The sequence below is a fragment of the Massilia sp. IC2-477 genome (genome assembly GCF_020707265.1).
GTDB lineage: Bacteria > Pseudomonadota > Gammaproteobacteria > Burkholderiales > Burkholderiaceae_D > Telluria.
Map to the genome: position 1 here is coordinate 13,722 of NZ_JAJFEQ010000012.1, position 18,978 is coordinate 32,699.

Consider the following 18,978-nt stretch of genomic DNA (forward strand, 5'->3'; position numbering starts at 1 on the left):
CATACCAATAACGATTCTGGAGACCCAAGATGCGACAACTGATGAAGGCAGGCCTGATCGCCATGATGTTCGCGATGCCGGCAGCGTGGGCGCAAAACGCCTCGCCAGCGGGCGTATGGAAAACCATCGACGATGAGACCGGCAAACCCAAGTCCCTCGTCCGCATCACCGAAGAGAACGGTGTTTTGACCGGCAAGATCGACAAGCTGTTCCGCCCGGCCGACCAGGACCAGAACCCGAAGTGCACCGCCTGCGAAGGCGCGCGCAAGGACCAGCCGATCGTCGGCATGACCATCCTGTGGGGCCTGAAGAAGGACGGCAACGAATACACCGGCGGCGAGATCCTCGATCCGTCCAAGGGCAAGACCTACAAGAGCAAGCTGAGCCTGAAGGACAATGGCAGCAAGCTCGACGTGCGCGGCTACATCGGCGCGCCGATGTTCGGCCGTACCCAGACCTGGGTGCGCGAGCAGTAATCTTTCAAGGCGGCCTGCGGGCCGCTTTTTCGTATGTCGCCCGCCAAGGCCTACCTCTTCCTTGCCTTCGCCATCGTGGCCGAGGTCATCGGCACCACCGCGCTCAAGGCCTCCGACAGCTTTACCAAACCGCTGCCCAGCCTGGTCACGGTGGGCTGCTACGCCCTCTCCTTCTACCTGCTGACCTTCAGTCTGCGGATACTCCCCACCGGCATCGCCTATGCGATCTGGTCGGGCGTCGGCATCGTCCTGATTTCCCTGATCAGCTGGGCCGTCTACGGGCAGCGCCTCGACCTGCCTGCCATCGCCGGCCTGGCGCTGATCATCGCGGGCGTCGCGGTCATCAACCTGTTCTCGAACAGCGTCAGCCACTGACTCTTCCATTCGCGCGCCACCAGGATTGTAATTTCGCTATCTTCTCGTTACTGCTGAGTTGTATGCACAACGATTTGTAACGAGGAAACCATGATTTTCTTGCGTCTCGCCTGCCTTGCCGCCGGCATCCTGGTGCTGGTGGCGCCACCGGCCATGCTGTTCCCGAAAGGCGCCGGCCTGTTCGAGCTGTCGCGTTCCGTCACCCTGCTGGCGGCCTTGCTGCTGGCCGCGTCGAGCTTCTTCATCGTCGGCATGACCATCCACCGCATCAAGCGCTCGCCGGCGCTGGGCCGCCTGTGCGCCCTGCTGCTGGGGGCCGCCTTCGTGGCCGGGATGGCGACCATGTGGCACAGCGCCGAGCCGCTGGCCCTGTGGATGAGCGGCGCATTGCTCTGCTTTACCCTGCTGGTCGCGCTGGTGCTGGCCTTCCTGGTGCTGCAGGAACCCAGCCCGAGCCGGGTGCGGGCGCGCGAAAAGCGCCAGCACCGCCCGCCGGTTCTGCATCACCTGTAAACACGCGCACGGCAAAACAGGCCGCCGTCTTCGGCAGGCGCGCTGTGCTATCGTCGGGGCCATCAACGGCCCATAGCCAGATCCCCGATGAGCATACCGACCAGTGCCCCAGGTCCCATCAACGCTGCGCGCCCCGTGGTGCGAGGCCGGCTGCTCCGCTACCTGCGCCTGCTCAGCCTGTTCGCCGGCGTGCTCGCCCTGGTCCATCCACCCCTGCTGCTGCGCCGCATCTCCCACCTGCTGCCGGATATCGCCGAACCCTTCGTCATGCTGGGCGGGATGCTGCTCGCGGCCGGCGGCTACTTCGTGATCGGTCTGGCGGGCCACCGCATGCGCCGCTCTCCGCCGCTGCGTTCCCTCGCTCCGCTGCTGATGATGGTGCCCTTCGGCGCCAGCGCCACCGTGGTCTGGCATGGCGGCCATCCGATGCTGCTGCGGGTGTGCGGCTTCCTGATGGTGTTCACCCTGGTGCTGTACATGAGCTTCATCTATCCCCTGACGCACACCCCGAAGCCGAAGAGCAGCCGCCGCGCGCAAGCCTACAGCCAGCCGGCGTCGCGCGCCATGCGGTAGGCCTCGACCCGGTTGGCGGCGTTGAGCTTGCTGATCGCCTCGGACAGGTAGTTGCGCACCGTCCCTTCCGACAGGTGTACCTGGCGCGCGATGTCGCCGCTGCTCTTGCCTTCCCCGGCCAGGCGCAGCACCTGGCGTTCGCGCTCGGTCAGCGGGTCTGCCCCGCCGCTCCAGCTTTCCATTGCCAGTTCGGGCGCGATCGCCCGCCCGCCGCCATGCACGGCGCGGATCGCCGCCGCCAGGGCGTCGACCGGGGCGTCCTTGAGCAGGTAACCGCGCACGCCGGCCTCCATGGCGCGCCGCAGGTAGCCGCTGCGCCCGAAGGTGGTCACCACGATCACCTTCGCCCCCAGGCGGCGCTCCTTCAGCTGGGTCGCCAGCTCCAGCCCCGTCATCAGGGGCATCTCGATGTCGGTCAGGACGATGTCGGGCTGCAGGCGCTCGCACATGTCGAACGCTTCGCGCCCGTTGGTGGCGGCGCCGGCGACTTCGAAGTCGGGCTCGAGCCTCAGCAGCGCGGCCATTGCGCCGAGGACGAGGGTCTGGTCTTCGGCCAGCAGGATGCGGATCATGACGTGGCTCCGGTGGGAATGCGCAGTTCGAGTTCGAGGCCGGCGCGCGCACGCAAGGCCAGCCTGCCGCCGACCGAGGCGACGCGCTCGCGCATGCCGGACAGGCCGTTGCCGTGGCGGATATCGGCCTCGCTGCGCGCCTTGCCGTCATCAAGGATGCGCAGCACCGCCACGCCGTGCTCCAGTGACAGCGAGACGCTGCAGCGGCTCGCGCCCGCGTGGCGCACCACATTGGTCACGGCTTCGCGCAGGGCCAGCGCCACCACGTTCTCGGCAGCCGGCGCCAGCTCGATGCGCTCGACTTTCTCTTCCAGCCGGACGTCGGCCGCCGCCAGGCTGGCGCGTGCGCTTGCCAGCGCGCTGGCCAGCCCTTTTTCGCGGTAGCCGGTGACGGCGGCGCGCACCTCGGCCAGCGCCTGGCGCGCGCTGGCTTCGATGTCGCCGACTTCGCGCGCGCAGGCATCGGCATCGCGGTGCACGAGTTTACGCGCCAGCTCGGCCTTCAGCGCAATCAGCGACAGCGAATGGCCCAGCAGGTCGTGCAGGTCGCGCGAGATGCGTTCGCGCTCGGCGATGGTGGCCATGTGCTCGACCTCTTCCTGCTTGCGCATCAGCTGCTGGCGCGAACGGCGCAGGCGCGCATCCATCACTGAGCCGAAGCCCACCGGCAGGCTGATGGTCAGGATCGGCATCAGGAACATGAAGCGCGTCTCTTTAATCTGTAGCGAGGCGAGCAGCGCGCAGACGACGATAGCGCCGATCGCCAGCATCGCCTGCTTCATGCGGTCGATGCCGGCCGCCATGGCGCAGGCGAAGATGAAGAAGGTGGCCGCACCCGGATTCCACCGCACCCAGGCCGTGCCGATCAGACAGCCCGCGAGCATGCAGGCATAGACCTGCCAGCCGCGCGCCCAGTAGCTGGCGAAGTACAGGGGCACGAACACCCCCAGCGTCAGGATCAGCATCGCCAGTTCCAGCGGCCCGGGCGTGATGTAGGCGTACTTCCAGCCCATGTAGCCGAGGCTCAGGAGCCAGAAATAAGGCATCCTGCCCTGCTCCGGCGGCACCCACGGTCCCTTCAGCATCCCCATGATCTTCTTCATCGTCGTCTTCGTCTTGTTACGGCAGCAGGCGCACGTCGGCGATCTCGAAGCGGTAGTCGCCCGGCTGCGGGCCGGCGTTGAATCCTAACATGGTGATGGCCGCCGGATCGATGCCTTTGAGGTCACTAAAAGGGACGCTGACCTCGGTCCACTCCGGGCCTGCGGTAAAACTCTTCGCACCGGGCATCTGCACGCCCTGCGACATCGCCATCATCTGGTAGGTCTTGCCGTCGCCGCGCACCTTGAAACGCACGGTCTTCGCCGCGCTCAGGTTGACCGGCTGCATCGGCTGGGCGCCCGGCATGAAAGCCACGCCCGACCAGGCGAAGGGCAGGCCCGGCGCAACCGTCGCACTGATCGCGAGCGGCACCTGGCCGTCCGGCAGGGCCGGCTGCGGCGCCAGCTTCACGGTCGACTTACCGCCGGCGAAGCTGTCGGTGGACGGTCCCCAACCGATGCCGATCGGGCTGGCCAGGCGCTTCTCGCTGAACTGGCTGATACGGCCATCCGGCGGCAGCGCAATGGGATTGCTTCCCTGCGCTTCCTGGGCGGCCTTGGCCACCTGGCGGCGCTGGGCATCGACCAGGCCATTCGCACTCTCGCCATCCTTCCATACTTCGACAATCCGGCGAGTGGCCAGGATGTCGGCGGTGGGATTACCCTCGACCAGCAGAAGGTCCGCCTTGTAGCCCTTGGCGATGCGGCCGCGCTGGCCCAGCTTGAAGGCCCCGGCCGGCGCGCTGGTGGCGGCGGTGAGCGCCTGCGAGGGCGTCATTCCCGCCTCGACCAGGGCCGCCAGTTCGCGGTGCATGCTGACGCCATACTGGGTGCCCGGGTTGCCGGCATCGGTCCCGGCCAGCACCGGCACGCCCGCCTTCACCATCGCGGCGGTGACGGCTTTCGGCGCCACCAGCAGCGCCGGTTTTGCTTCATTGCCGTACCTGGCCTTGAGCGGCGCCTGCCCATCCTTGTCGAGCAGCGCAGCGAAGGACGGGTTGGCCAGCAGGTCGTCGCCGCGGAAGTTGGCCATGCTCTCGAGTACCGCGAAGGTCGGAATCACGAAGGCGCCCTTAGAGCGCGCCAGCCTGGCCAGCCCTTCAGCATCGGCGGAACCAGCCGCAAACAGGTGCACCAGCCCATCTGCGCCCGCCTCCAGCACGGCGCGCGCATCCTTCTCGTTGCTGATGTGGACTACGGCCAGCTTGCCGCGCTTGTGCGCCGCGTCGATCACCGCCTTCACCGTGGCCAGGTCGAGCGATTTGTAGCCATAGCCGCCTTCCATCACGATCTTGATGAAGTCCGAGCCTTCTGCAATGCGGGCGTCCACGAAGGCTTGCGCTTCTTCCGGCCTGGTGATGGTCGGGATCGCGATGCCGAACTGGGTGCCGTGGCCACCGGGCGCCGTGACCAGGGTGCCGGCTGAGAACAGGTCGGCGCGGCGGCTGTTGCCGCCATGTGCCATCTCGAGCTTGGCCTTCTTCAGGGTCGGCACGTCGGTGAACATGTCGATCTGGGTGGTCACGCCGAACAGCACCGGCAGTTCGTGGAAGCGGAAGGCGTGGGTGTGGGCGTCGATCAGGCCCGGCAGCAGGGTGCGGCCGGTGCCGCTGACCACGCGGGCGCCCTGCGGCGCCTTGCCCTTGAAGTCGGCGTCAACGATGACGCCGTTATCGAACAGGACCGAGCGGCGCTCGTGCACGCGCTCGCCGTCGAAGACGCGCACGTCCTGCACCAGGGTGGGCGCGGCGTTGGCCGAATTTGCGGACGCTGCCAGCAGGAGGCTTGCGGCGACGGACAGGACTTTCAGGGCGGTGGGCTTCATGCGTTCCTCGCATTGGTTGGTGTGAAGCCAGTATGCGAGAACGGCGATGGCGCCTGTAGAAGCAGGCGCCATCAGTTTGTCATGACAATTGTCATGCCCTTATGGGGAGGGTGCTGTCCCCTGTCCTGGCGCCGGCCCGTCACGCATGGCTTGTTCGTACGCCGCCTGAAGTTCCTTGAAGACCGAGCGCTCGGGTGCCTGTGCGCCCAGGTGCAGGTAGCGCAACTCTTCCATGAATGCGTCCCACAGCGCTGGGCCGCCTGCTTCCAGCAGCTCGGCGCGCACAGAGAGTTCCTTGCTTGGTGCCGTGTGGCGGCGGCCCCAGGATCCCAGGTGCGCAAGCAGCGGCACCAGCTGGATGCTGGGCTCCGTGAGCGAATAGATGGCTTTCTGACGATGTTGCGGGTCCGGTGCCTTGCTCAGCAAGCCGGCGGCGACCAGACGTTTGAGACGATCCGCCAGGATGTTCGAGGCGATCCCTTCTTCGCTGTTCGCCAGCAGGTCGCCATAGGTACGCCGGTTTCCGAACATGAGGTCCCGGATGACGATCAAGGTCCAGTGATCACCCAACTGTTCCAGTGCCAGGTTGATCGGGCAAGCTGAGCGACCTTTTTGCGGCATCGATATCTCTCCAAATTAATATTGCCTTCCACAGCGCCGCAGCGTAGAGTTCAACCACTTGCAATATGCAATCGGTTGAACTCACCCAAGCATCATACTCTGTAGAGGGACATCCCATGTCGCTTTTGCTTTACGGTCATCCGTTCTCCTCATACACCCAAAAGGTGCTCGTTGCGCTATTCGAAAACGATGTTCCTCATTCTCTTTTATCGCTCGATGACAATGCGCCGAACCATGCGCAACACACTGCCGACTGGCTGGAGCGCTGGCCACTGCGCACGTTTCCATTGCTGGTAGACGCCGACCGTAGCATCGTCGAGGCCAGCGTGATTGTCGAATACCTGCAGCTTGCCTACCCGGGCGCTGTCCCGCTGCTGCCGGAAGATCCGCTGGATGCGCTGAACGTGCGCTTTCTCGACCGCTTCTTCGACCTGCACGTCATCGCTCTGGTGCAGCATGCGGTGGGCGGCGCATTGAGCGGCGATGCCCTCAAAAAACAGGAAGCGCACACCCATGCGGCAGAAAAACTGGAACTGGCCTACGCATGGCTCGAGGCCCACCTGATCAGGAACAAGGCCCCCTGGGTAGCCGGCGCCAATTTTACTCTCGCAGATTGTGCCGCAGCCCCGTCCCTGTTCTATGCTGACTGGACCCATCCGATCAGTGCGGCCTATCCGGAAGTACGTGCGTACCGGGCGCGTTTGCTGGCGCGCCCCTCGTTTGCGCGCGCCGTGAATGGAGGTCGGCCATTCAGGCATTACTTCCCCTTGGGAGCGCCTGACAGGGATTGACTGCTTCAACTGAGGTGGACGCATGCCTGGACGGCGGCTTGCCCGTCACGTAACGCAAACGGAGGATCTGTTGGGACGCTTAATCTTCAGTATCAACCTTACCCTGGACGGCTGCGTCGACCACCAGGAAGGCATCGCCGACGACGAAACACACGCCTTCTTCACCCGCCTCATGGACGAAAGCGGGGCAATGCTGTGGGGCCGCGTCACCTACGAGATGATGGAGAGCTACTGGCCAATGGTCGCCCGCGGCGCTACCGAGGCGCCGCCTGCGATGCGCGAGTGGGCGCTGAAGCTGGAGGCCAAGCCAAAGTATGTGGTGTCCTCGACACGAACGGACTTCCCCTGGACAAACAGTCACCACATCGTCGGCGAGCTGCGATCGGGCATACAACAGCTCAAGGACGCGACACCGAATGGCGTGCTGCTCGGTAGCGGCAAGCTCGCGACCGAGCTGGAGCGGCTGGACCTGATCGACGAGTACAGGCTGCTCGTCCACCCCAGGATCGCCGGCCATGGCCCTACCCTGTACGCAGGCGGACTGCCCGGCACGCGACAGCTCGAGCTGGTCTCGGCGACACCACTGCGCAACGGCGCGGTCGCCATGCACTACCGGCGCGCGCACTGATTCGACCGCGTCCTCGTCCTGCTCATGAGAAAAAGCGCAGGCGATGCAGGACGCATTGATCATCAGCCGTCCCCGCTCCATACTGCAGGCGCTGAACCTCACTTGGAGCTGCCCCATGCCTGTCGAATCCACCGTCGCCGTGCCGGTATCACTGCCGCAGTCGGGCGTCACCTGGATCGATGAACCGGTCCATCTGGCCGACGCCTTCGCGATCCCGCTTCCCGCCGGCGCAACGCGCGACCCGGAAACCCTGGCCCGCTTCATCGTCGCGCACCAGCCGGGCTGGGTCGATTGGCTCACAGGCCTACGCGACACCATCGTCGCCTGCTTCGGCCTGAAAACAGCGCGCCAGCTGGCGCAGCTGGCCGGCAGGGAGAAGAACGAGCGGGTCGGCATCTTCCGCATCTACACCAGGTGCGAGAACGAGATCGTGCTGGGCGAGGACGACCGGCACCTCGACTTCCGGGTGTCCATCCTGTGCGGTGCGCAAGACCTGACGGTGACCACGGTGGTCCACTGCCACAACCTGCTGGGACGGACCTATCTGTTCGTGATCGCCCCCTTCCACCGCATGGTGGTCAAGGCCAGCCTGCGCCGTGCAGCGAGGATCGGCTGGCCCGCATCGGGCCACTTCAGCGAATGATGGTCGTCCCCAGTTTCTGGGCTGAAGCGAGGGCCCAGTATCGCCGTAAAGGAAAGCAGATCACGATCAGGCGTTTCGGCTGGTCCGACGCCAGCGAAGAGGACGCACAACGCAATGCACAGGCACGCGTCGACGAAGCGCTTGCGCGTGCCGTCTCCGGCGAGCCCTTGCCGCGGCGCGAGCGCAAGGTGCCATACAACGGCGGCGATGGGCTCCCGATCCGGGAAGAAGTGGTCGACCGCATCGGCGACACCGTCATCACCCGCAACTCATACGGCGCGCGCTGCCTGAATACGCCAGGCGTGCTGTTTGCCGATATCGATTTCCCTGCCGGCGCCAGTTTGCGCATGGTCGGCGGCATCGCACTGGTCCTGCTCGCGGTCTGTGCGGGTGTGGTATATCGCCTGGCGGCGAGCGGCGAAAGCACCCGCATGTTGTGGATAGCGGGTGTGATCGCCGCGCTGCTGACGCTGTCGCTTTCATCCGCGATCGCGAACCTTATCCACCGCATTGGGGTGCGGACCGGCGGCGGGCCGGAGAAAATCGCCCGCGCGCGCGTTCAGCGCTTCATGAGCACGCGTCCCGACTGGTTGGTCCATGTCTACCGTACGCCGGCCGGATTGCGCCTGCTTGCTACCCACCGCCTGTTTGATCCGCTGGAGCCCGAGGTGGCCGAGTGCTTCCGTGAATTGGGCACCGATCCCGTGTACGTGGCCATGTGCCTGAACCAGCACTGCTTCAGGGCGCGCGTCTCGGCCAAACCCTGGCGCATCGGGATTGAAGGCCGGCTCACCCCACGGCCCGGCGTCTGGCCGGTTTCTCCTGAGCGGCTGCCGCAGCGACGAGCGTGGCTTGCTCACTATGACCAAGTGGCCACCGGCTTCGCTGCCTGCCGCTTCATGGAGTCGATCGGCGGCGGCGTCAGCGCGCCTGCTGCACTTGCAGTGCAGCAGCTACACGATGAACTGTGCCAAGCCCGCTCCGCGCTGCCGATTGCCTGAACAGTGTGTTGCGTGCACCGATTGAATGCGCAGCCTGTAGCAGACATAAGATCTCCCCCTTTCACACCATCACAATCTTTTTCGATAGCGAGACGATCAATGCTGAAGCAGCTATTAACACTCTTTGGGATATCTACTGCAGCTCAAGTCAATGCTCAACCCATTCCCGATGCTGCCGAGCAAGCGTTGCTGCGGCAGATTGCCGAACGCAGTAAAGCAGATCCCCTCATCGGCGCAAAAATTGGTAGTAAGGAGCTCACTCAACGCTTACTCGGCGCGATGAAAACCGAGCGCGGCGTCCATATCGAATCATTACTCTGCGCTCTCGGTGCTCTTGCAGGTTACTCGTGTCAAGCTGCTGTCCGGGCGCAAGCCGTTGCGCGCGGTTTGCCGGAAGTTGGCCTGCTCACTTCCGTGGAGACGAAGGACGGCAAGATCTACTTTTTTGGTGACGACCTGAACAAACTGCTAGCCGAGTCTCAATATTCCGTTTGGAATATCGCCGGTGGCGGCGCACAACAGGCGGGCTGCGGGACTCTCCCCGATGTCGCGGACATATTCAAGCACGCCTCGGCAGTGGTCGGAACACAGGCGTTTGGGGTGCCACGTGTGCCCGATCAGCACACACCACATGATCTTCCACTCAACTATATCCACACCCTTTGGCCGGCGCTGAAGCCTCTTATCGTCAAGTTCTGCCCCAATCCCGAACACTGGCCTGTTTTGCTGAGCCTATCCATCCAGGAGGTCATCGTTATGGGAAGAGCGACGCTCGACCCATGCCTTGCGCTTCGTTTGGTCATGGAGTCGGCAGTTCCGATGTCAAAGGTAAATCTGAATGATGCCTAGCTTGATTTCGGAAACCGTCGCATACCACGCCGCTTAATATATCGTTGAGCGACCGCTTTTGAAATGCGACAGCTTCCGCGTGCAGTCGAGAACTGTAGGTCGTGACAGGCAGTACTCGGCCAGAAGCGGTTGTTCGTCCAAGCTTACTTAGGGATCGACAGATGAGTGAAATCGGATACACAATTGTTGAACCGCCTTCAATAGGGGAATGGCTCGGGAACGTAAAGAATCGTGCGATGCTGTTAGCATTGTTGACATGGCTACGATATCAACTTTCTGACGCACTGAAAGACGATTTTCCGGCGCTGAAAATTGAGGTTATCAAGGTTGAGTATCTAGGTTCGTACCCTGCATTTGGCATTCAGGGCGATAACGACGTCCCATCTGATCTTCCTGAGCGGATCAATGGCCTGATAGAGCGCATCTTGTCCGACTCGTCGATCGCTGACTTCCTCAACTTCGCTATGAATGACAACATCGATTGGGCCGCTGAAGCACAAACTCTTCTCGGTCTTTAAGGTCTGCTTTGGGTCAACATCTGGCTGTCCAGACGGTCTGCCGCTTTACCCCCCGAACCGCTACTCATCGATACCAACGGCAAGAAAATCTGCTCAGGGCTTGCGAAACACGATCGCATGCTGCATTGGAAGCGACTTGACGCTGCGTTCCCACTTCAGGCCATGCGCAGTGGCTTCACGTCGTACCTGCTGCTCGCTCATCTTATGCAGCGGCTTGATCGCGACTGCCGGATCCTCGGCACGGTATTCGACGAAGACCACGCGCCCGCCCGGCTTGAGGGCGCCGACGATGCTGTCGAGGACTTCCGAGGGATAGGCGAGTTCATGATAGACATCGACCATGATGGCCAAGTCGACGCTGGCTGGCGGCAGTTTAACGCTGGTTTCGCTGCCCAACACCGAGACCACGTTGCGCACGCCGCGCTTTGCCATCTGCTTGTCGAGCATGCCGATCATTTCCGGCTGCACGTCGACTGCATAGACACGTCCTCCGGGCTCGACCTTCTTTGCCAACTGCCAGGTGTAGTAGCCAGTGCCGGCGCCGATGTCGGCCACCGTCATGCCGGGCGCCAGCGCCAGTTCCCGCAAAAGCAATTCCGGACGCTCCTCGCGTGCGCGGCTTTGGCGCTCGAGCCATTGCGCGCCCTCCCATCCCATCACGCCAGCGATCTCGCGGCCCATGTAGCGCTTGCCGATGCCGTCAGGGCTGGGTTCGATCCGTTCATAGCGCGTATCGGTGGTCTCTGATTGTGCGACGGCATCGATACTAGCGGATGACAGCAGCGTCAGAGCCGACAGGCAGGCCAGCAGGATGGGTAGAATACGGTGAGTGTGCCAGGTGCGGCAGTTGCGCGAGCAGGTGGGGTGCATGATCGGTTTCCGTAAGAAGTTGCTGGTGCAATAGCGTCGGCAGGCTTGCGGTGAACAGGAATGATCAGTGTAGCTGCGTTGGCGGCTCAACGTGCGTTGGCTAGCTTACAAATTCCTTCATCACTACAAAGGAGTTGATCGACTCTCCTGTCGACTGGCATCGAATCTGGCCGCGCCCGAAAGGATCTTATGCACGCGATTTACTTTAGATGGAAAGTAGCCTCTGGCCATGAGCGAGACTTCGAACAGGCCTGGCTGGAACTCACCAAGCTTGTACGCGACGAGCGAGGCGGGCTAGGGTCGCGCCTGCATCGGTGCGCCGATGGCCACTATTTCGCGTATGCCCAATGGCCGTCCGAACTCGCCTGGGCTGCACAAGCCGAGCCAAGCCCACGCATGGTCGAGCTGCGCAACCGGATGCGTGAATGCGCTGAACTCGTCGATGGCCCGCTGCGGGGTGACGTCGTTGCCGACCTCCTGGTGTCGGCTCCCGACTAAGCTGACAGGCGCCTCGTCAAGCAGGCGGCAGGTTGTCCCACAAATCGCCCGTCGGACTGATACGCGGCGCGGTGACGCCGAAGTGCTGATACGCCAGCGGCGTCGCGATACGCCCGCGCGGCGTGCGCTGCAAATACCCCTGCTGGATCAGATAAGGTTCCAGCACGTCCTCGATGGTGTCGGCCGCTTCGCCGATCGCCGCCGCCAGGTTGCCGATGCCCACCGGGCCGCCGGCGAACTTGAACAGCACCGCCTCCAGCAGCTTGCGGTCCATCACATCGAAGCCGACCGTGTCGACATCCAGCATCTTCAGGGCGCGGTCGGCCATCTCGACGGTGATCTCGCCGGTCCCCTTTACTTCCGCGTAGTCGCGCACGCGGCGCAGCAGGCGGTTGGCGATACGCGGCGTGCCGCGGGCGCGCTTGGCCACTTCGCGCGCGCCGGCTTCGTTGATCGGCGCTTCGAGCAGCGCGGCGCTGCGGGTGACGATCTTGGTCAGTTCCTCGACGTTGTAGAACTCGAGGCGCGCGACGATGCCGAAGCGGTCGCGCAGCGGGTTGGTCAGCATGCCGGCACGGGTGGTGGCGCCGACCAGGGTGAAGGGCTGCAGGTCCAGCTTCACGGAACGCGCGGCGGGGCCCTCGCCGATCATGATGTCGATCTGGTAGTCCTCGAGCGCCGGGTACAGGATCTCTTCGACCACCGGCGACAGGCGGTGGATCTCGTCGATGAACAGCACGTCGTTCGGCTCGAGATTGGTGAGCAGCGCGGCCAGGTCGCCCGGACGCTCCAGCACCGGGCCGGAGGTCTGGCGCAGGTTGACGCCCATCTCGCGCGCGATGATGTGCGCCAGCGTGGTTTTACCCAAGCCCGGTGGCCCGAACAGCAGCGTGTGGTCGAGCGCTTCGCGGCGCTTGCGGGCGGCGCTGATGAAGATTTCGAGCTGGTCGCGAATCTTGGACTGGCCGACGTATTCGTCCAGCTGCTTGGGACGCAAGGCGCGTTCGATCGCCTCCTCGTTGGGCGAGGCCGGAGCCGCGTCGATCACGCGGTGCTCGGTGAAATTGTCGGTCTGGATGCTCATGCTTATGCTTTCGACAGGGCCTTGAGTGCGAACTTGATGCCGTCAGACACGCTCGATCCGGCCGGCATGTTCTTGATCGCGAGGAGCGCTTCCTTGTCAGAATACCCCAATGCGAGCAGCGCATTGAGCACGTCGGCCTGGGCGTCGTCGCGCGCTGCCCCGCCGACCACGCCGATGTCGGCGCCCAGCTTGCCCTTCAGTTCCAGCAGCAGGCGTTCCGCGGTCTTCTTGCCGATGCCGGGAATCTTCACGAGGCGGCCGGTTTCCTGCAGCGTGACGGCCTGCGACAGGTCGGCCACCGACATGCCCGACAGGATCGACAGCGCCATGCGCGCACCGATGCCGGTGATCTTGATCAGCTGGCGGAACAGCGCGCGCTCGGACGCGGTGCCGAAGCCGAACAGCAGGTGGGCGTCCTCGCGCACCACGAGGTGGGTGAACAGCACCACTTTTTCGCCGGTATGCGGCAGGTTGTAGAAGGTGCTCATCGGCACGTCGACTTCATAGCCGACGCCGTTGCAGTCCACCAGCACGTGGGGCGGCGCTTTTTCGAGCAGGGTTCCGGAGAGACGACCGATCATGTGGTTTCCTATTGTTCTTAAACGAGGCGGCTGCGTTTCATGCGCAGCGCCGGCGCCGACGGCGACAGCGCGCCGACCAGGGCCAGCGTGTCGACGCTGTGGGCGTGGCAGATCGCCACACCGAGCGCGTCGGCGGCGTCGGTGCCGGGCAGGCCCGGCAATTTCAGCAGGCGCGCCACCATGTCCTGCACCTGCGCCTTGGCGGCCTTGCCGGTGCCGACCACCGCCTGCTTGACCTGCACCGCCGTGTATTCGGCGACGTCGAGATCGGCCCCTACCAGCGCTGTGATGGCGGCGCCGCGCGCCTGGCCCAGCAGCAGCGTGGATTGCGGGTTGACGTTCACAAAGACTTTTTCGATGGCCGCGCAGGTGGGCTGGTAGGCCGAGACGATCTCGCCCACGCCGTTCAGGATCACCTTCAGGCGCGGAGGCAATGCCCCTTCCAGCCCGGTCTTGATGGTGCCGGACGCGATGTAGCGCAGTTTGCTGCCGTGTTTTTCAATGACGCCGAACCCCGTCGTACGCAGGCCCGGGTCGATGCCGAGAATAATCATTGCGGAATGATATACGGCTGGAGGGTGTTCGTGGGAAAAATACTGTGCAAAAACACAGTGATGCGTTTGTGGTACGCGACGAAACTGGGTTCCGGCCTTCGCCGGAACGACGGTCTTTGGGCTAAAGGTTAACTCAAACAACGTCGTCCCGGCGCAGGCCGAGACCCAAGTTTACGTAGATCAGTGACGGAAGTGACGGGTGCCGGTGTACAGCATCACAACGCCGCGCTCATCCGCCGCATCGATCACTTCCTGGTCACGCATCGAGCCGCCCGGGTGGATCACGCAGGTCGCGCCCGCATCCACCACCACGTCCAGGCCGTCGCGGAACGGGAAGAAGGCATCCGAGGCCACCGCCGAACCGCTCAGGGACAGGCCGGCGTTCTGCGCCTTGATCGAGGCAATGCGCGCCGAGTCGATGCGGCTCATCTGGCCTGCACCCACGCCCAGGGTCATGCCGTTGGCGCAGAACACGATGGCGTTCGACTTGACGAACTTGGCCACGCGCCAGGCGAACATCAGGTCCTGCAGCTGCTGCTGGGTCGGCTGCTTCTTGCTGACCACGCGCAGTTCACCCAGGCCGACGTTTTTCGCATCCGGCGCCTGCACCAGCACGCCGCCGCCGACGCGCTTGAGGTCATAGGCGTTCTGGCCCTCGCCCAGCGGGATCTCGAGCAGGCGCACGTTCTGCTTGGCCGACATGATCTGGCGCGCCTCGGCGGTGAAGCCTGGAGCGATCAGCACTTCCACGAACAGCTTGGCTACGGCTTCGGCAGCCCTAGCGTCGACTTCGACGTTGAAGGCAATGATGCCGCCGAAGGCCGAGGTCGGGTCAGTCTGCAGCGCGCGCGAATAGGCGTCCAGCGCATCGACGCCGATCGCCACGCCGCAGGGGTTGGCGTGCTTGACGATCACGCAGCCGGCCGGCTGGCCCAAGCCGCCCAGCGACTTGACGCATTCCCAGGCCGCGTCGGCATCGGCGATGTTGTTGTACGACAGTTCCTTGCCCTGCAGCTGTCGGTAGTTGGCCAGCGCGCCCGGGGTCGCGACCAGGTCGCGGTAGAAGGCGGCGCCCTGGTGCGGGTTTTCACCGTAGCGCATGTCCTGGACCTTCTCGAAGCTCACGTTCAGGGTCTGCGGATAGCTGGAGCGGGTCGCGTGCTGGCGGTCTTCGCCAAGGCTGGTCAGGTAATTGGTGATTGCGCCGTCGTATTGCGCCGTGTGCGCGAAGACTTTCTTGGCGAGGCGGAACTTGGTTTCATAGCTCACCGGGCCGGCCGCGGTACCGGTGCCCTTCATCTCGGCCAGCACCACGCCATAGTCGGCCGGGTCGACGATCACGACCACGTCACGGTGGTTCTTGGCGGCCGAGCGCAGCATGGTCGGGCCGCCGATGTCGATGTTCTCGATCGCGTCTTCCAGCGAGCACTGTTCCTTGGCGACGGTCTGCTGGAACGGGTACAGGTTCACCACGACCATGTCGATCTGCGGGATGCCGTGCTCTTCCAGCTTGGCCACGTGCTCCGGCAAGTCGCGGCGGGCCAGGATACCGCCGTGGACCTTCGGGTGCAGGGTCTTGACCCGGCCGTCGAGCATTTCCGGGAAACCGGTGTAGTCGGCGACTTCAGTCACTTGCACGCCATTTTCCTGCAGCAGCTTTGCGGTGCCGCCGGTGGACAGGATGTTGACGCCGAGAGCCGACAGCGCCTTCGCGAAATCGAGGACGCCGGTTTTGTCGGAAACGGAAATCAGTGCTTGTTTGATCATGGTGAGGCCTGTTGTTGAGAATTCTGGCGTCGGGGCGGACGGACGGCGTACCGGCCGCGCCCCAGACGCACGGCCATCGCCATGCGGTCTGTTACAAGAGACCGTGCTCCTGCAGCTTCTTGCGCAAAGTATTCCGGTTGATGCCCAGCATCTGCGCCGCGTGCGACTGGTTGCCGTCGGCGCGCGTCATGACCACTTCAAGGACCGGTTTTTCCACCGTCAGGACCATCATGTCGTAGATGTTCGTCGGTTTCTGCTCGCCCAGATCGTTGAAATAGTCCTCGAGGCTTTTCTGGACGACTTCCTGGATACTTTCTTTGCTCATGTTCTCTGCTGCTTTATCCTGGTTAATGATTGCTCGCTGCTGACGCAACGTGTCCCCGTATGTTCTGATTCTTATGTCGTGCTTTATGCCGCCATCGCCTCGTCGACCTGATGCGCGGGCCGGTATTGTAACCGCTCGCCATGACGGAGTTGCGATTTGAAAAACGCGTCGACCGCCGCCAGCTGCTCGGCGGTCGATTCCAGCAGGTTCATACGCTGGCGGAACTCTTCCCCGCCCGGCAAGTCCTGCACATACCACCCGATGTGCTTACGGGCGGTGCGCACGCCGACGTATTCGCCATAGAAGGCGTAATGCGCCGGCAGGTGTTCGTTCATCAGGCCGCGTACTTCTTCGACCATCGGCGCCGGCAAGTACTCACCTGTGCGCAGGAAATGGTCGATCTCGCGGCAGATCCAGGGGCGGCCCTGGGCGGCGCGGCCGATCATCACGGCGTCGGCGCCAGTGTAGTCGAGCACGAACTTCGCCTTTTCCGGGGTCGTGATATCGCCGTTGGCGACCACCGGGATGCCCACCGCCGCCTTGACGGCGCGGATGGTGTCGTATTCGGCCTCGCCCTTGTAGCCGTCGGCGCGGGTGCGGCCATGCAGGGTCAGCATCTGGATGCCGGCCTGTTCCGCCATGCGGGCAATGGTCAGGGCATTCTTGTTCTGGCGATCCCAGCCGGTGCGGAACTTCAGCGTCACCGGCACGTCCACCGCTTCGACGACGGCATGCAGGATGCGCTCGACCAGGTCTTCGTGCTGCAGCAGGGCGGAGCCACACCAGCTGTTGCACACCTTCTTCACCGGGCAACCCATGTTGATGTCGATGATCTGGGCGCCGCGCTCGACGTTGAACCTGGCGCAATCAGCCAGGTCCTTCGGATCGGCGCCGGCGATCTGGACTGCCTTCGGCTCCATTTCCCCAGTGTGGTCGGTGCGGCGCGAGGTCTTTTCGCTGGCCCACAGGCGCGGGTTCGACGCCGCCATTTCGGACACGGCGTAGCCGGCGCCCAGCTGCTTGCACAACTGGCGGAACGGACGGTCGGTCACCCCGGCCATGGGGGCGACGAAGACATTGTTACGCAGGGTGTATGGACCGATTTGCACAGCGGAAAAGTCTCTAAAGTTTCTCGGGGAACCTATTATTTTACCTCATTCGCTGCTCAAAATAGCGGCAGAATTTTTGGGGGTTGTTGCGTGTGTGATATTGGCAGGTGGGGGAAGTGGGGGTAGGCGGTGCAGTTTCAGGTTCAAGGATGAGCTAACGGCAGGCGACGGAATTGGGCGAAGTGATGCCGGCGGCATCACTTCGGCCTTCGCCGGAACGACGTTTTGAGGCTAACGCATGAACTGCCGTAATCTATGTTTCAACCTATAGCCTGAGGACCGTCATCCCGGCGCAGGCCGGGATCCAATTTCCCCACCAAAGCCCCCTACGTCAAATCATCCAACACCGCCGGCCGGAGATGCCCCACCTCTCCCCAGCTCACCAACTTCAGCCCGCCCTCCTCCACCACAAACCGGTTCACGCTCGCATTGAGCACCTTGAAGTCGCGCGGTGTTTCCAGCGACAGGCCGAGCGCCGCGCGGTAGGCGCATTCCAGCACGCCGCCGTGCGCCACCAGTGCAATCGTCTTGCCCGGATGCGCTTGTGCGTGCGCCAGGATCGCGCCGACCGCCCGCTCGTAGAACTGGCGGAAGCTCTCCCCCTGGTTGGTTCCCGGTGGCAGCACGCCGTCGACGTCGCGCGCCTGCCAGGCTGCGAATTCGAGCGGGAAGCGGGCTGCGATCTCGCTGTACAGCAGGCCTTCGAAGCCGCCGTAGCAGCGCTCGCGCAGCGCCGGGTCGGTGGCTACCCGGGCGCCGCGGGTGTGGGCGATCGCCTCGGCCGTCTGGCGCGCGCGCATCAGGTCGCTGGACACGATATGGTCGACCGGCTCGGCAGCCAGGGCGGCACCAAGCAGCGCCGCCTGGCGCTCGCCCTCCGCGTTGAGCGGAATGTCGAGGTGGCCCTGCAGCCGTTTTTCGGCGTTCCAGGCGGTTTCGCCATGGCGGATCAGGAGGATGGTGGTGGGCGTGACTGCGTTATCGTTCAAAGGCATGAGGTCCGTTCGCCCGAACCTCGGGGCGGTGTTTACAGAAGTGTGGATGCGACGTCGGGGTTGAGCGAATACACGCCGAAAGTGCGCGCTTCGTCCAGGATGTGGCCGCGGATCGCCAGGCGCAGTTCGGGGCCGGTGAAGCGGCCGACCAGCGGCAGGCGCGGAATGTCGAGCGCGTACAGCGTGAACACATAAGTATGCACCCGTTCGTCGTTCCATGGTGGACAGGGGCCGTCGTAGCCGTAGTACTCGCCCGCCATGTCGGGATCGCTCGCGAACCAGCCGGTGTAGTCGTTGATGCCCTGGCGCAGCTGGTGCTCGGTGCCGTTCTTGATGGTGAACGGCATCAGGGGACCGGACTTGCCATGCGGCGTGACCATGTCCGAGAACATGCCCTCGGCCAGGGACTTGATGCAGACCGGAATGTCGACCAGCGACCAGTGGAAGAAATCGACCCGCGGCAGCGAGGCCGGCACGGTCTTGCCTTCCTGGTTGACGTCGCCACCCACGGAGGGCACATCGGGGTCGTGGCAGATCAGCACCAGCGACTTGGTTCCAGCCGGGACATCGTCCCAGGCCAGGTGCGGGCTGCGGTTGCTGGACAGCTTGATGCGGCTGCCGGGATCGATCGTGGCAAACGCACAGTGAGGCGGGATCAGCCCGCCTTCGGTGAATGAATCGCTCCAGATGCGCATAAGTCCTCCCTGCCC

Annotated in this window: 24 protein-coding genes; 11 read left to right on the forward strand and 13 right to left on the reverse strand. The window is 63.9% G+C overall.

Annotated elements, in window-relative coordinates; all coding sequences use genetic code 11:
* The first annotated feature begins 29 nt into the window (after window positions 1-29).
* The 4 genes from LK542_RS20865 to LK542_RS20880 all read left to right on the forward strand — a co-directional run bounded on the left by LK542_RS20865 (window position 30) and on the right by LK542_RS20880 (window position 1,937).
* Window positions 30-476, forward strand: coding sequence for a DUF2147 domain-containing protein (locus tag LK542_RS20865; protein ID WP_227799908.1), 447 nt, complete (start codon window positions 30-32; stop codon window positions 474-476).
* Window positions 477-509: 33 nt separating this feature from the next.
* Entirely contained in the window at window positions 510-851 is a 342-nt protein-coding gene (locus LK542_RS20870) for an SMR family transporter (protein WP_227799907.1), read from the forward strand.
* 90 nt (window positions 852-941) lie between these two features.
* Entirely contained in the window at window positions 942-1,364 is a 423-nt protein-coding gene (locus LK542_RS20875) for a hypothetical protein (protein ID WP_227813435.1), read from the forward strand.
* 87 nt (window positions 1,365-1,451) lie between these two features.
* A complete protein-coding gene (locus tag LK542_RS20880; RefSeq protein WP_227813436.1) occupies window positions 1,452-1,937 on the forward strand; it encodes a hypothetical protein in 486 nt (161 codons plus the stop codon).
* On the opposite strand, the gene LK542_RS20885 is transcribed toward LK542_RS20880, so the two are convergent.
* The 4 genes from LK542_RS20885 to LK542_RS20900 all read right to left on the reverse strand — a co-directional run bounded on the left by LK542_RS20885 (window position 1,904) and on the right by LK542_RS20900 (window position 6,055).
* On the reverse strand, window positions 1,904-2,509 hold the full coding sequence (locus LK542_RS20885) for a response regulator transcription factor (RefSeq protein ID WP_227813437.1): 606 nt from the start codon (window positions 2,507-2,509) through the stop codon (window positions 1,904-1,906). The genes LK542_RS20880 and LK542_RS20885 overlap by 34 nt on opposite strands.
* Entirely contained in the window at window positions 2,506-3,612 is a 1,107-nt protein-coding gene (locus LK542_RS20890; protein WP_227813438.1) for a sensor histidine kinase, read from the reverse strand. The genes LK542_RS20885 and LK542_RS20890 overlap by 4 nt, the downstream gene beginning before the upstream one ends.
* 16 nt (window positions 3,613-3,628) lie before the next feature.
* Window positions 3,629-5,434: a CIA30 family protein gene (locus LK542_RS20895; RefSeq protein ID WP_227813439.1), complete on the reverse strand. Its 1,806-nt coding sequence runs from the start codon at window positions 5,432-5,434 to the stop codon at window positions 3,629-3,631.
* 99 nt (window positions 5,435-5,533) lie between these two features.
* Window positions 5,534-6,055 carry a helix-turn-helix domain-containing protein gene (locus LK542_RS20900; RefSeq protein ID WP_227813440.1) on the reverse strand — a complete coding sequence of 174 codons (522 nt, stop codon included), beginning with the start codon at window positions 6,053-6,055 and terminating at the stop codon, window positions 5,534-5,536.
* Between the two features lie 116 nt (window positions 6,056-6,171).
* On the opposite strand from LK542_RS20900, the gene LK542_RS20905 reads away from it, so the two are divergent.
* The 6 genes from LK542_RS20905 (at window position 6,172) to LK542_RS20930 (ending at window position 10,485) form a co-directional block, all read left to right on the forward strand.
* Entirely contained in the window at window positions 6,172-6,846 is a 675-nt protein-coding gene (locus tag LK542_RS20905; protein WP_227813441.1) for a glutathione S-transferase family protein, read from the forward strand.
* Between the two features lie 70 nt (window positions 6,847-6,916).
* Window positions 6,917-7,474, forward strand: a complete 558-nt coding sequence (locus LK542_RS20910) for a dihydrofolate reductase family protein (protein ID WP_227799899.1) — start codon at window positions 6,917-6,919, stop codon at window positions 7,472-7,474.
* Window positions 7,475-7,589: 115 nt separating this feature from the next.
* Window positions 7,590-8,117 (forward strand): DUF2867 domain-containing protein, encoded by a 528-nt coding sequence (locus LK542_RS20915; RefSeq protein WP_227813442.1) that lies wholly within the window; start codon window positions 7,590-7,592, stop codon window positions 8,115-8,117.
* Complete coding sequence (locus LK542_RS20920) at window positions 8,114-9,118, forward strand: hypothetical protein (protein WP_227813443.1); 1,005 nt, start codon at window positions 8,114-8,116, stop codon at window positions 9,116-9,118. The genes LK542_RS20915 and LK542_RS20920 overlap by 4 nt, the downstream gene beginning before the upstream one ends.
* 99 nt (window positions 9,119-9,217) lie before the next feature.
* Complete coding sequence (locus LK542_RS20925) at window positions 9,218-9,967, forward strand: hypothetical protein (RefSeq protein ID WP_227813444.1); 750 nt, start codon at window positions 9,218-9,220, stop codon at window positions 9,965-9,967.
* Window positions 9,968-10,128: 161 nt separating this feature from the next.
* Complete coding sequence (locus LK542_RS20930; RefSeq protein WP_227813445.1) at window positions 10,129-10,485, forward strand: hypothetical protein; 357 nt, start codon at window positions 10,129-10,131, stop codon at window positions 10,483-10,485.
* 93 nt (window positions 10,486-10,578) lie between these two features.
* Here the strand turns inward: LK542_RS20930 and LK542_RS20935 are convergent, their stop codons facing one another.
* Window positions 10,579-11,355 carry a class I SAM-dependent methyltransferase gene (locus LK542_RS20935; RefSeq protein WP_227813446.1) on the reverse strand — a complete coding sequence of 259 codons (777 nt, stop codon included), beginning with the start codon at window positions 11,353-11,355 and terminating at the stop codon, window positions 10,579-10,581.
* Between the two features lie 189 nt (window positions 11,356-11,544).
* On the opposite strand from LK542_RS20935, the gene LK542_RS20940 reads away from it, so the two are divergent.
* Window positions 11,545-11,853, forward strand: a complete 309-nt coding sequence (locus tag LK542_RS20940; RefSeq protein WP_227813447.1) for an antibiotic biosynthesis monooxygenase — start codon at window positions 11,545-11,547, stop codon at window positions 11,851-11,853.
* Between the two features lie 16 nt (window positions 11,854-11,869).
* Here LK542_RS20940 and ruvB read toward each other — a convergent pair whose 3' ends face one another.
* The 8 genes from ruvB to LK542_RS20980 all read right to left on the reverse strand — a co-directional run bounded on the left by ruvB (window position 11,870) and on the right by LK542_RS20980 (window position 18,963).
* Complete coding sequence (gene ruvB / locus LK542_RS20945) at window positions 11,870-12,937, reverse strand: Holliday junction branch migration DNA helicase RuvB (protein WP_227799893.1); 1,068 nt, start codon at window positions 12,935-12,937, stop codon at window positions 11,870-11,872.
* Window positions 12,938-12,939: 2 nt separating this feature from the next.
* Window positions 12,940-13,518: a Holliday junction branch migration protein RuvA gene (gene ruvA / locus LK542_RS20950; RefSeq protein WP_227813448.1), complete on the reverse strand. Its 579-nt coding sequence runs from the start codon at window positions 13,516-13,518 to the stop codon at window positions 12,940-12,942.
* Window positions 13,519-13,535: 17 nt separating this feature from the next.
* Window positions 13,536-14,072 carry a crossover junction endodeoxyribonuclease RuvC gene (gene ruvC, locus LK542_RS20955; RefSeq protein WP_227799891.1) on the reverse strand — a complete coding sequence of 179 codons (537 nt, stop codon included), beginning with the start codon at window positions 14,070-14,072 and terminating at the stop codon, window positions 13,536-13,538.
* Between the two features lie 180 nt (window positions 14,073-14,252).
* Window positions 14,253-15,839: a bifunctional phosphoribosylaminoimidazolecarboxamide formyltransferase/IMP cyclohydrolase gene (purH, locus tag LK542_RS20960; RefSeq protein WP_227813449.1), complete on the reverse strand. Its 1,587-nt coding sequence runs from the start codon at window positions 15,837-15,839 to the stop codon at window positions 14,253-14,255.
* A gap of 91 nt (window positions 15,840-15,930) precedes the next feature.
* Window positions 15,931-16,164 carry a helix-turn-helix domain-containing protein gene (locus LK542_RS20965; protein ID WP_027865797.1) on the reverse strand — a complete coding sequence of 78 codons (234 nt, stop codon included), beginning with the start codon at window positions 16,162-16,164 and terminating at the stop codon, window positions 15,931-15,933.
* An 83-nt stretch (window positions 16,165-16,247) separates the two neighbouring features.
* Window positions 16,248-17,273, reverse strand: a complete 1,026-nt coding sequence (gene dusB / locus LK542_RS20970) for a tRNA dihydrouridine synthase DusB (protein ID WP_227799889.1) — start codon at window positions 17,271-17,273, stop codon at window positions 16,248-16,250.
* A 326-nt stretch (window positions 17,274-17,599) separates the two neighbouring features.
* Complete coding sequence (locus LK542_RS20975) at window positions 17,600-18,268, reverse strand: histidine phosphatase family protein (RefSeq protein ID WP_227813450.1); 669 nt, start codon at window positions 18,266-18,268, stop codon at window positions 17,600-17,602.
* Window positions 18,269-18,300: 32 nt separating this feature from the next.
* Window positions 18,301-18,963, reverse strand: a complete 663-nt coding sequence (locus LK542_RS20980; RefSeq protein WP_227813451.1) for a YbhB/YbcL family Raf kinase inhibitor-like protein — start codon at window positions 18,961-18,963, stop codon at window positions 18,301-18,303.
* Window positions 18,964-18,978: the final 15 nt, after the last annotated feature.

Coding starts and splice junctions, on each gene's coding strand:
- LK542_RS20975 (WP_227813450.1), bottom strand. CDS start 18,268: ATGCCTTTGAACGATAACGCAGTCACGCCCACCACCATCCTCCTGATC.
- ruvC (WP_227799891.1), bottom strand. CDS start 14,072: ATGATTATTCTCGGCATCGACCCGGGCCTGCGTACGACGGGGTTCGGC.
- LK542_RS20870 (WP_227799907.1), top strand. CDS start 510: ATGTCGCCCGCCAAGGCCTACCTCTTCCTTGCCTTCGCCATCGTGGCC.
- ruvB (WP_227799893.1), bottom strand. CDS start 12,937: ATGAGCATCCAGACCGACAATTTCACCGAGCACCGCGTGATCGACGCG.
- LK542_RS20885 (WP_227813437.1), bottom strand. CDS start 2,509: ATGATCCGCATCCTGCTGGCCGAAGACCAGACCCTCGTCCTCGGCGCA.
- ruvA (WP_227813448.1), bottom strand. CDS start 13,518: ATGATCGGTCGTCTCTCCGGAACCCTGCTCGAAAAAGCGCCGCCCCAC.
- LK542_RS20930 (WP_227813445.1), top strand. CDS start 10,129: ATGAGTGAAATCGGATACACAATTGTTGAACCGCCTTCAATAGGGGAA.
- LK542_RS20900 (WP_227813440.1), bottom strand. CDS start 6,055: ATGCCGCAAAAAGGTCGCTCAGCTTGCCCGATCAACCTGGCACTGGAA.
- LK542_RS20915 (WP_227813442.1), top strand. CDS start 7,590: ATGCCTGTCGAATCCACCGTCGCCGTGCCGGTATCACTGCCGCAGTCG.
- LK542_RS20890 (WP_227813438.1), bottom strand. CDS start 3,612: ATGAAGAAGATCATGGGGATGCTGAAGGGACCGTGGGTGCCGCCGGAG.
- LK542_RS20980 (WP_227813451.1), bottom strand. CDS start 18,963: ATGCGCATCTGGAGCGATTCATTCACCGAAGGCGGGCTGATCCCGCCT.
- LK542_RS20875 (WP_227813435.1), top strand. CDS start 942: ATGATTTTCTTGCGTCTCGCCTGCCTTGCCGCCGGCATCCTGGTGCTG.
- LK542_RS20925 (WP_227813444.1), top strand. CDS start 9,218: ATGCTGAAGCAGCTATTAACACTCTTTGGGATATCTACTGCAGCTCAA.
- purH (WP_227813449.1), bottom strand. CDS start 15,839: ATGATCAAACAAGCACTGATTTCCGTTTCCGACAAAACCGGCGTCCTC.
- LK542_RS20880 (WP_227813436.1), top strand. CDS start 1,452: ATGAGCATACCGACCAGTGCCCCAGGTCCCATCAACGCTGCGCGCCCC.
- LK542_RS20905 (WP_227813441.1), top strand. CDS start 6,172: ATGTCGCTTTTGCTTTACGGTCATCCGTTCTCCTCATACACCCAAAAG.
- LK542_RS20940 (WP_227813447.1), top strand. CDS start 11,545: ATGCACGCGATTTACTTTAGATGGAAAGTAGCCTCTGGCCATGAGCGA.
- LK542_RS20865 (WP_227799908.1), top strand. CDS start 30: ATGCGACAACTGATGAAGGCAGGCCTGATCGCCATGATGTTCGCGATG.
- LK542_RS20935 (WP_227813446.1), bottom strand. CDS start 11,355: ATGCACCCCACCTGCTCGCGCAACTGCCGCACCTGGCACACTCACCGT.
- LK542_RS20895 (WP_227813439.1), bottom strand. CDS start 5,434: ATGAAGCCCACCGCCCTGAAAGTCCTGTCCGTCGCCGCAAGCCTCCTG.
- LK542_RS20965 (WP_027865797.1), bottom strand. CDS start 16,164: ATGAGCAAAGAAAGTATCCAGGAAGTCGTCCAGAAAAGCCTCGAGGAC.
- LK542_RS20920 (WP_227813443.1), top strand. CDS start 8,114: ATGATGGTCGTCCCCAGTTTCTGGGCTGAAGCGAGGGCCCAGTATCGC.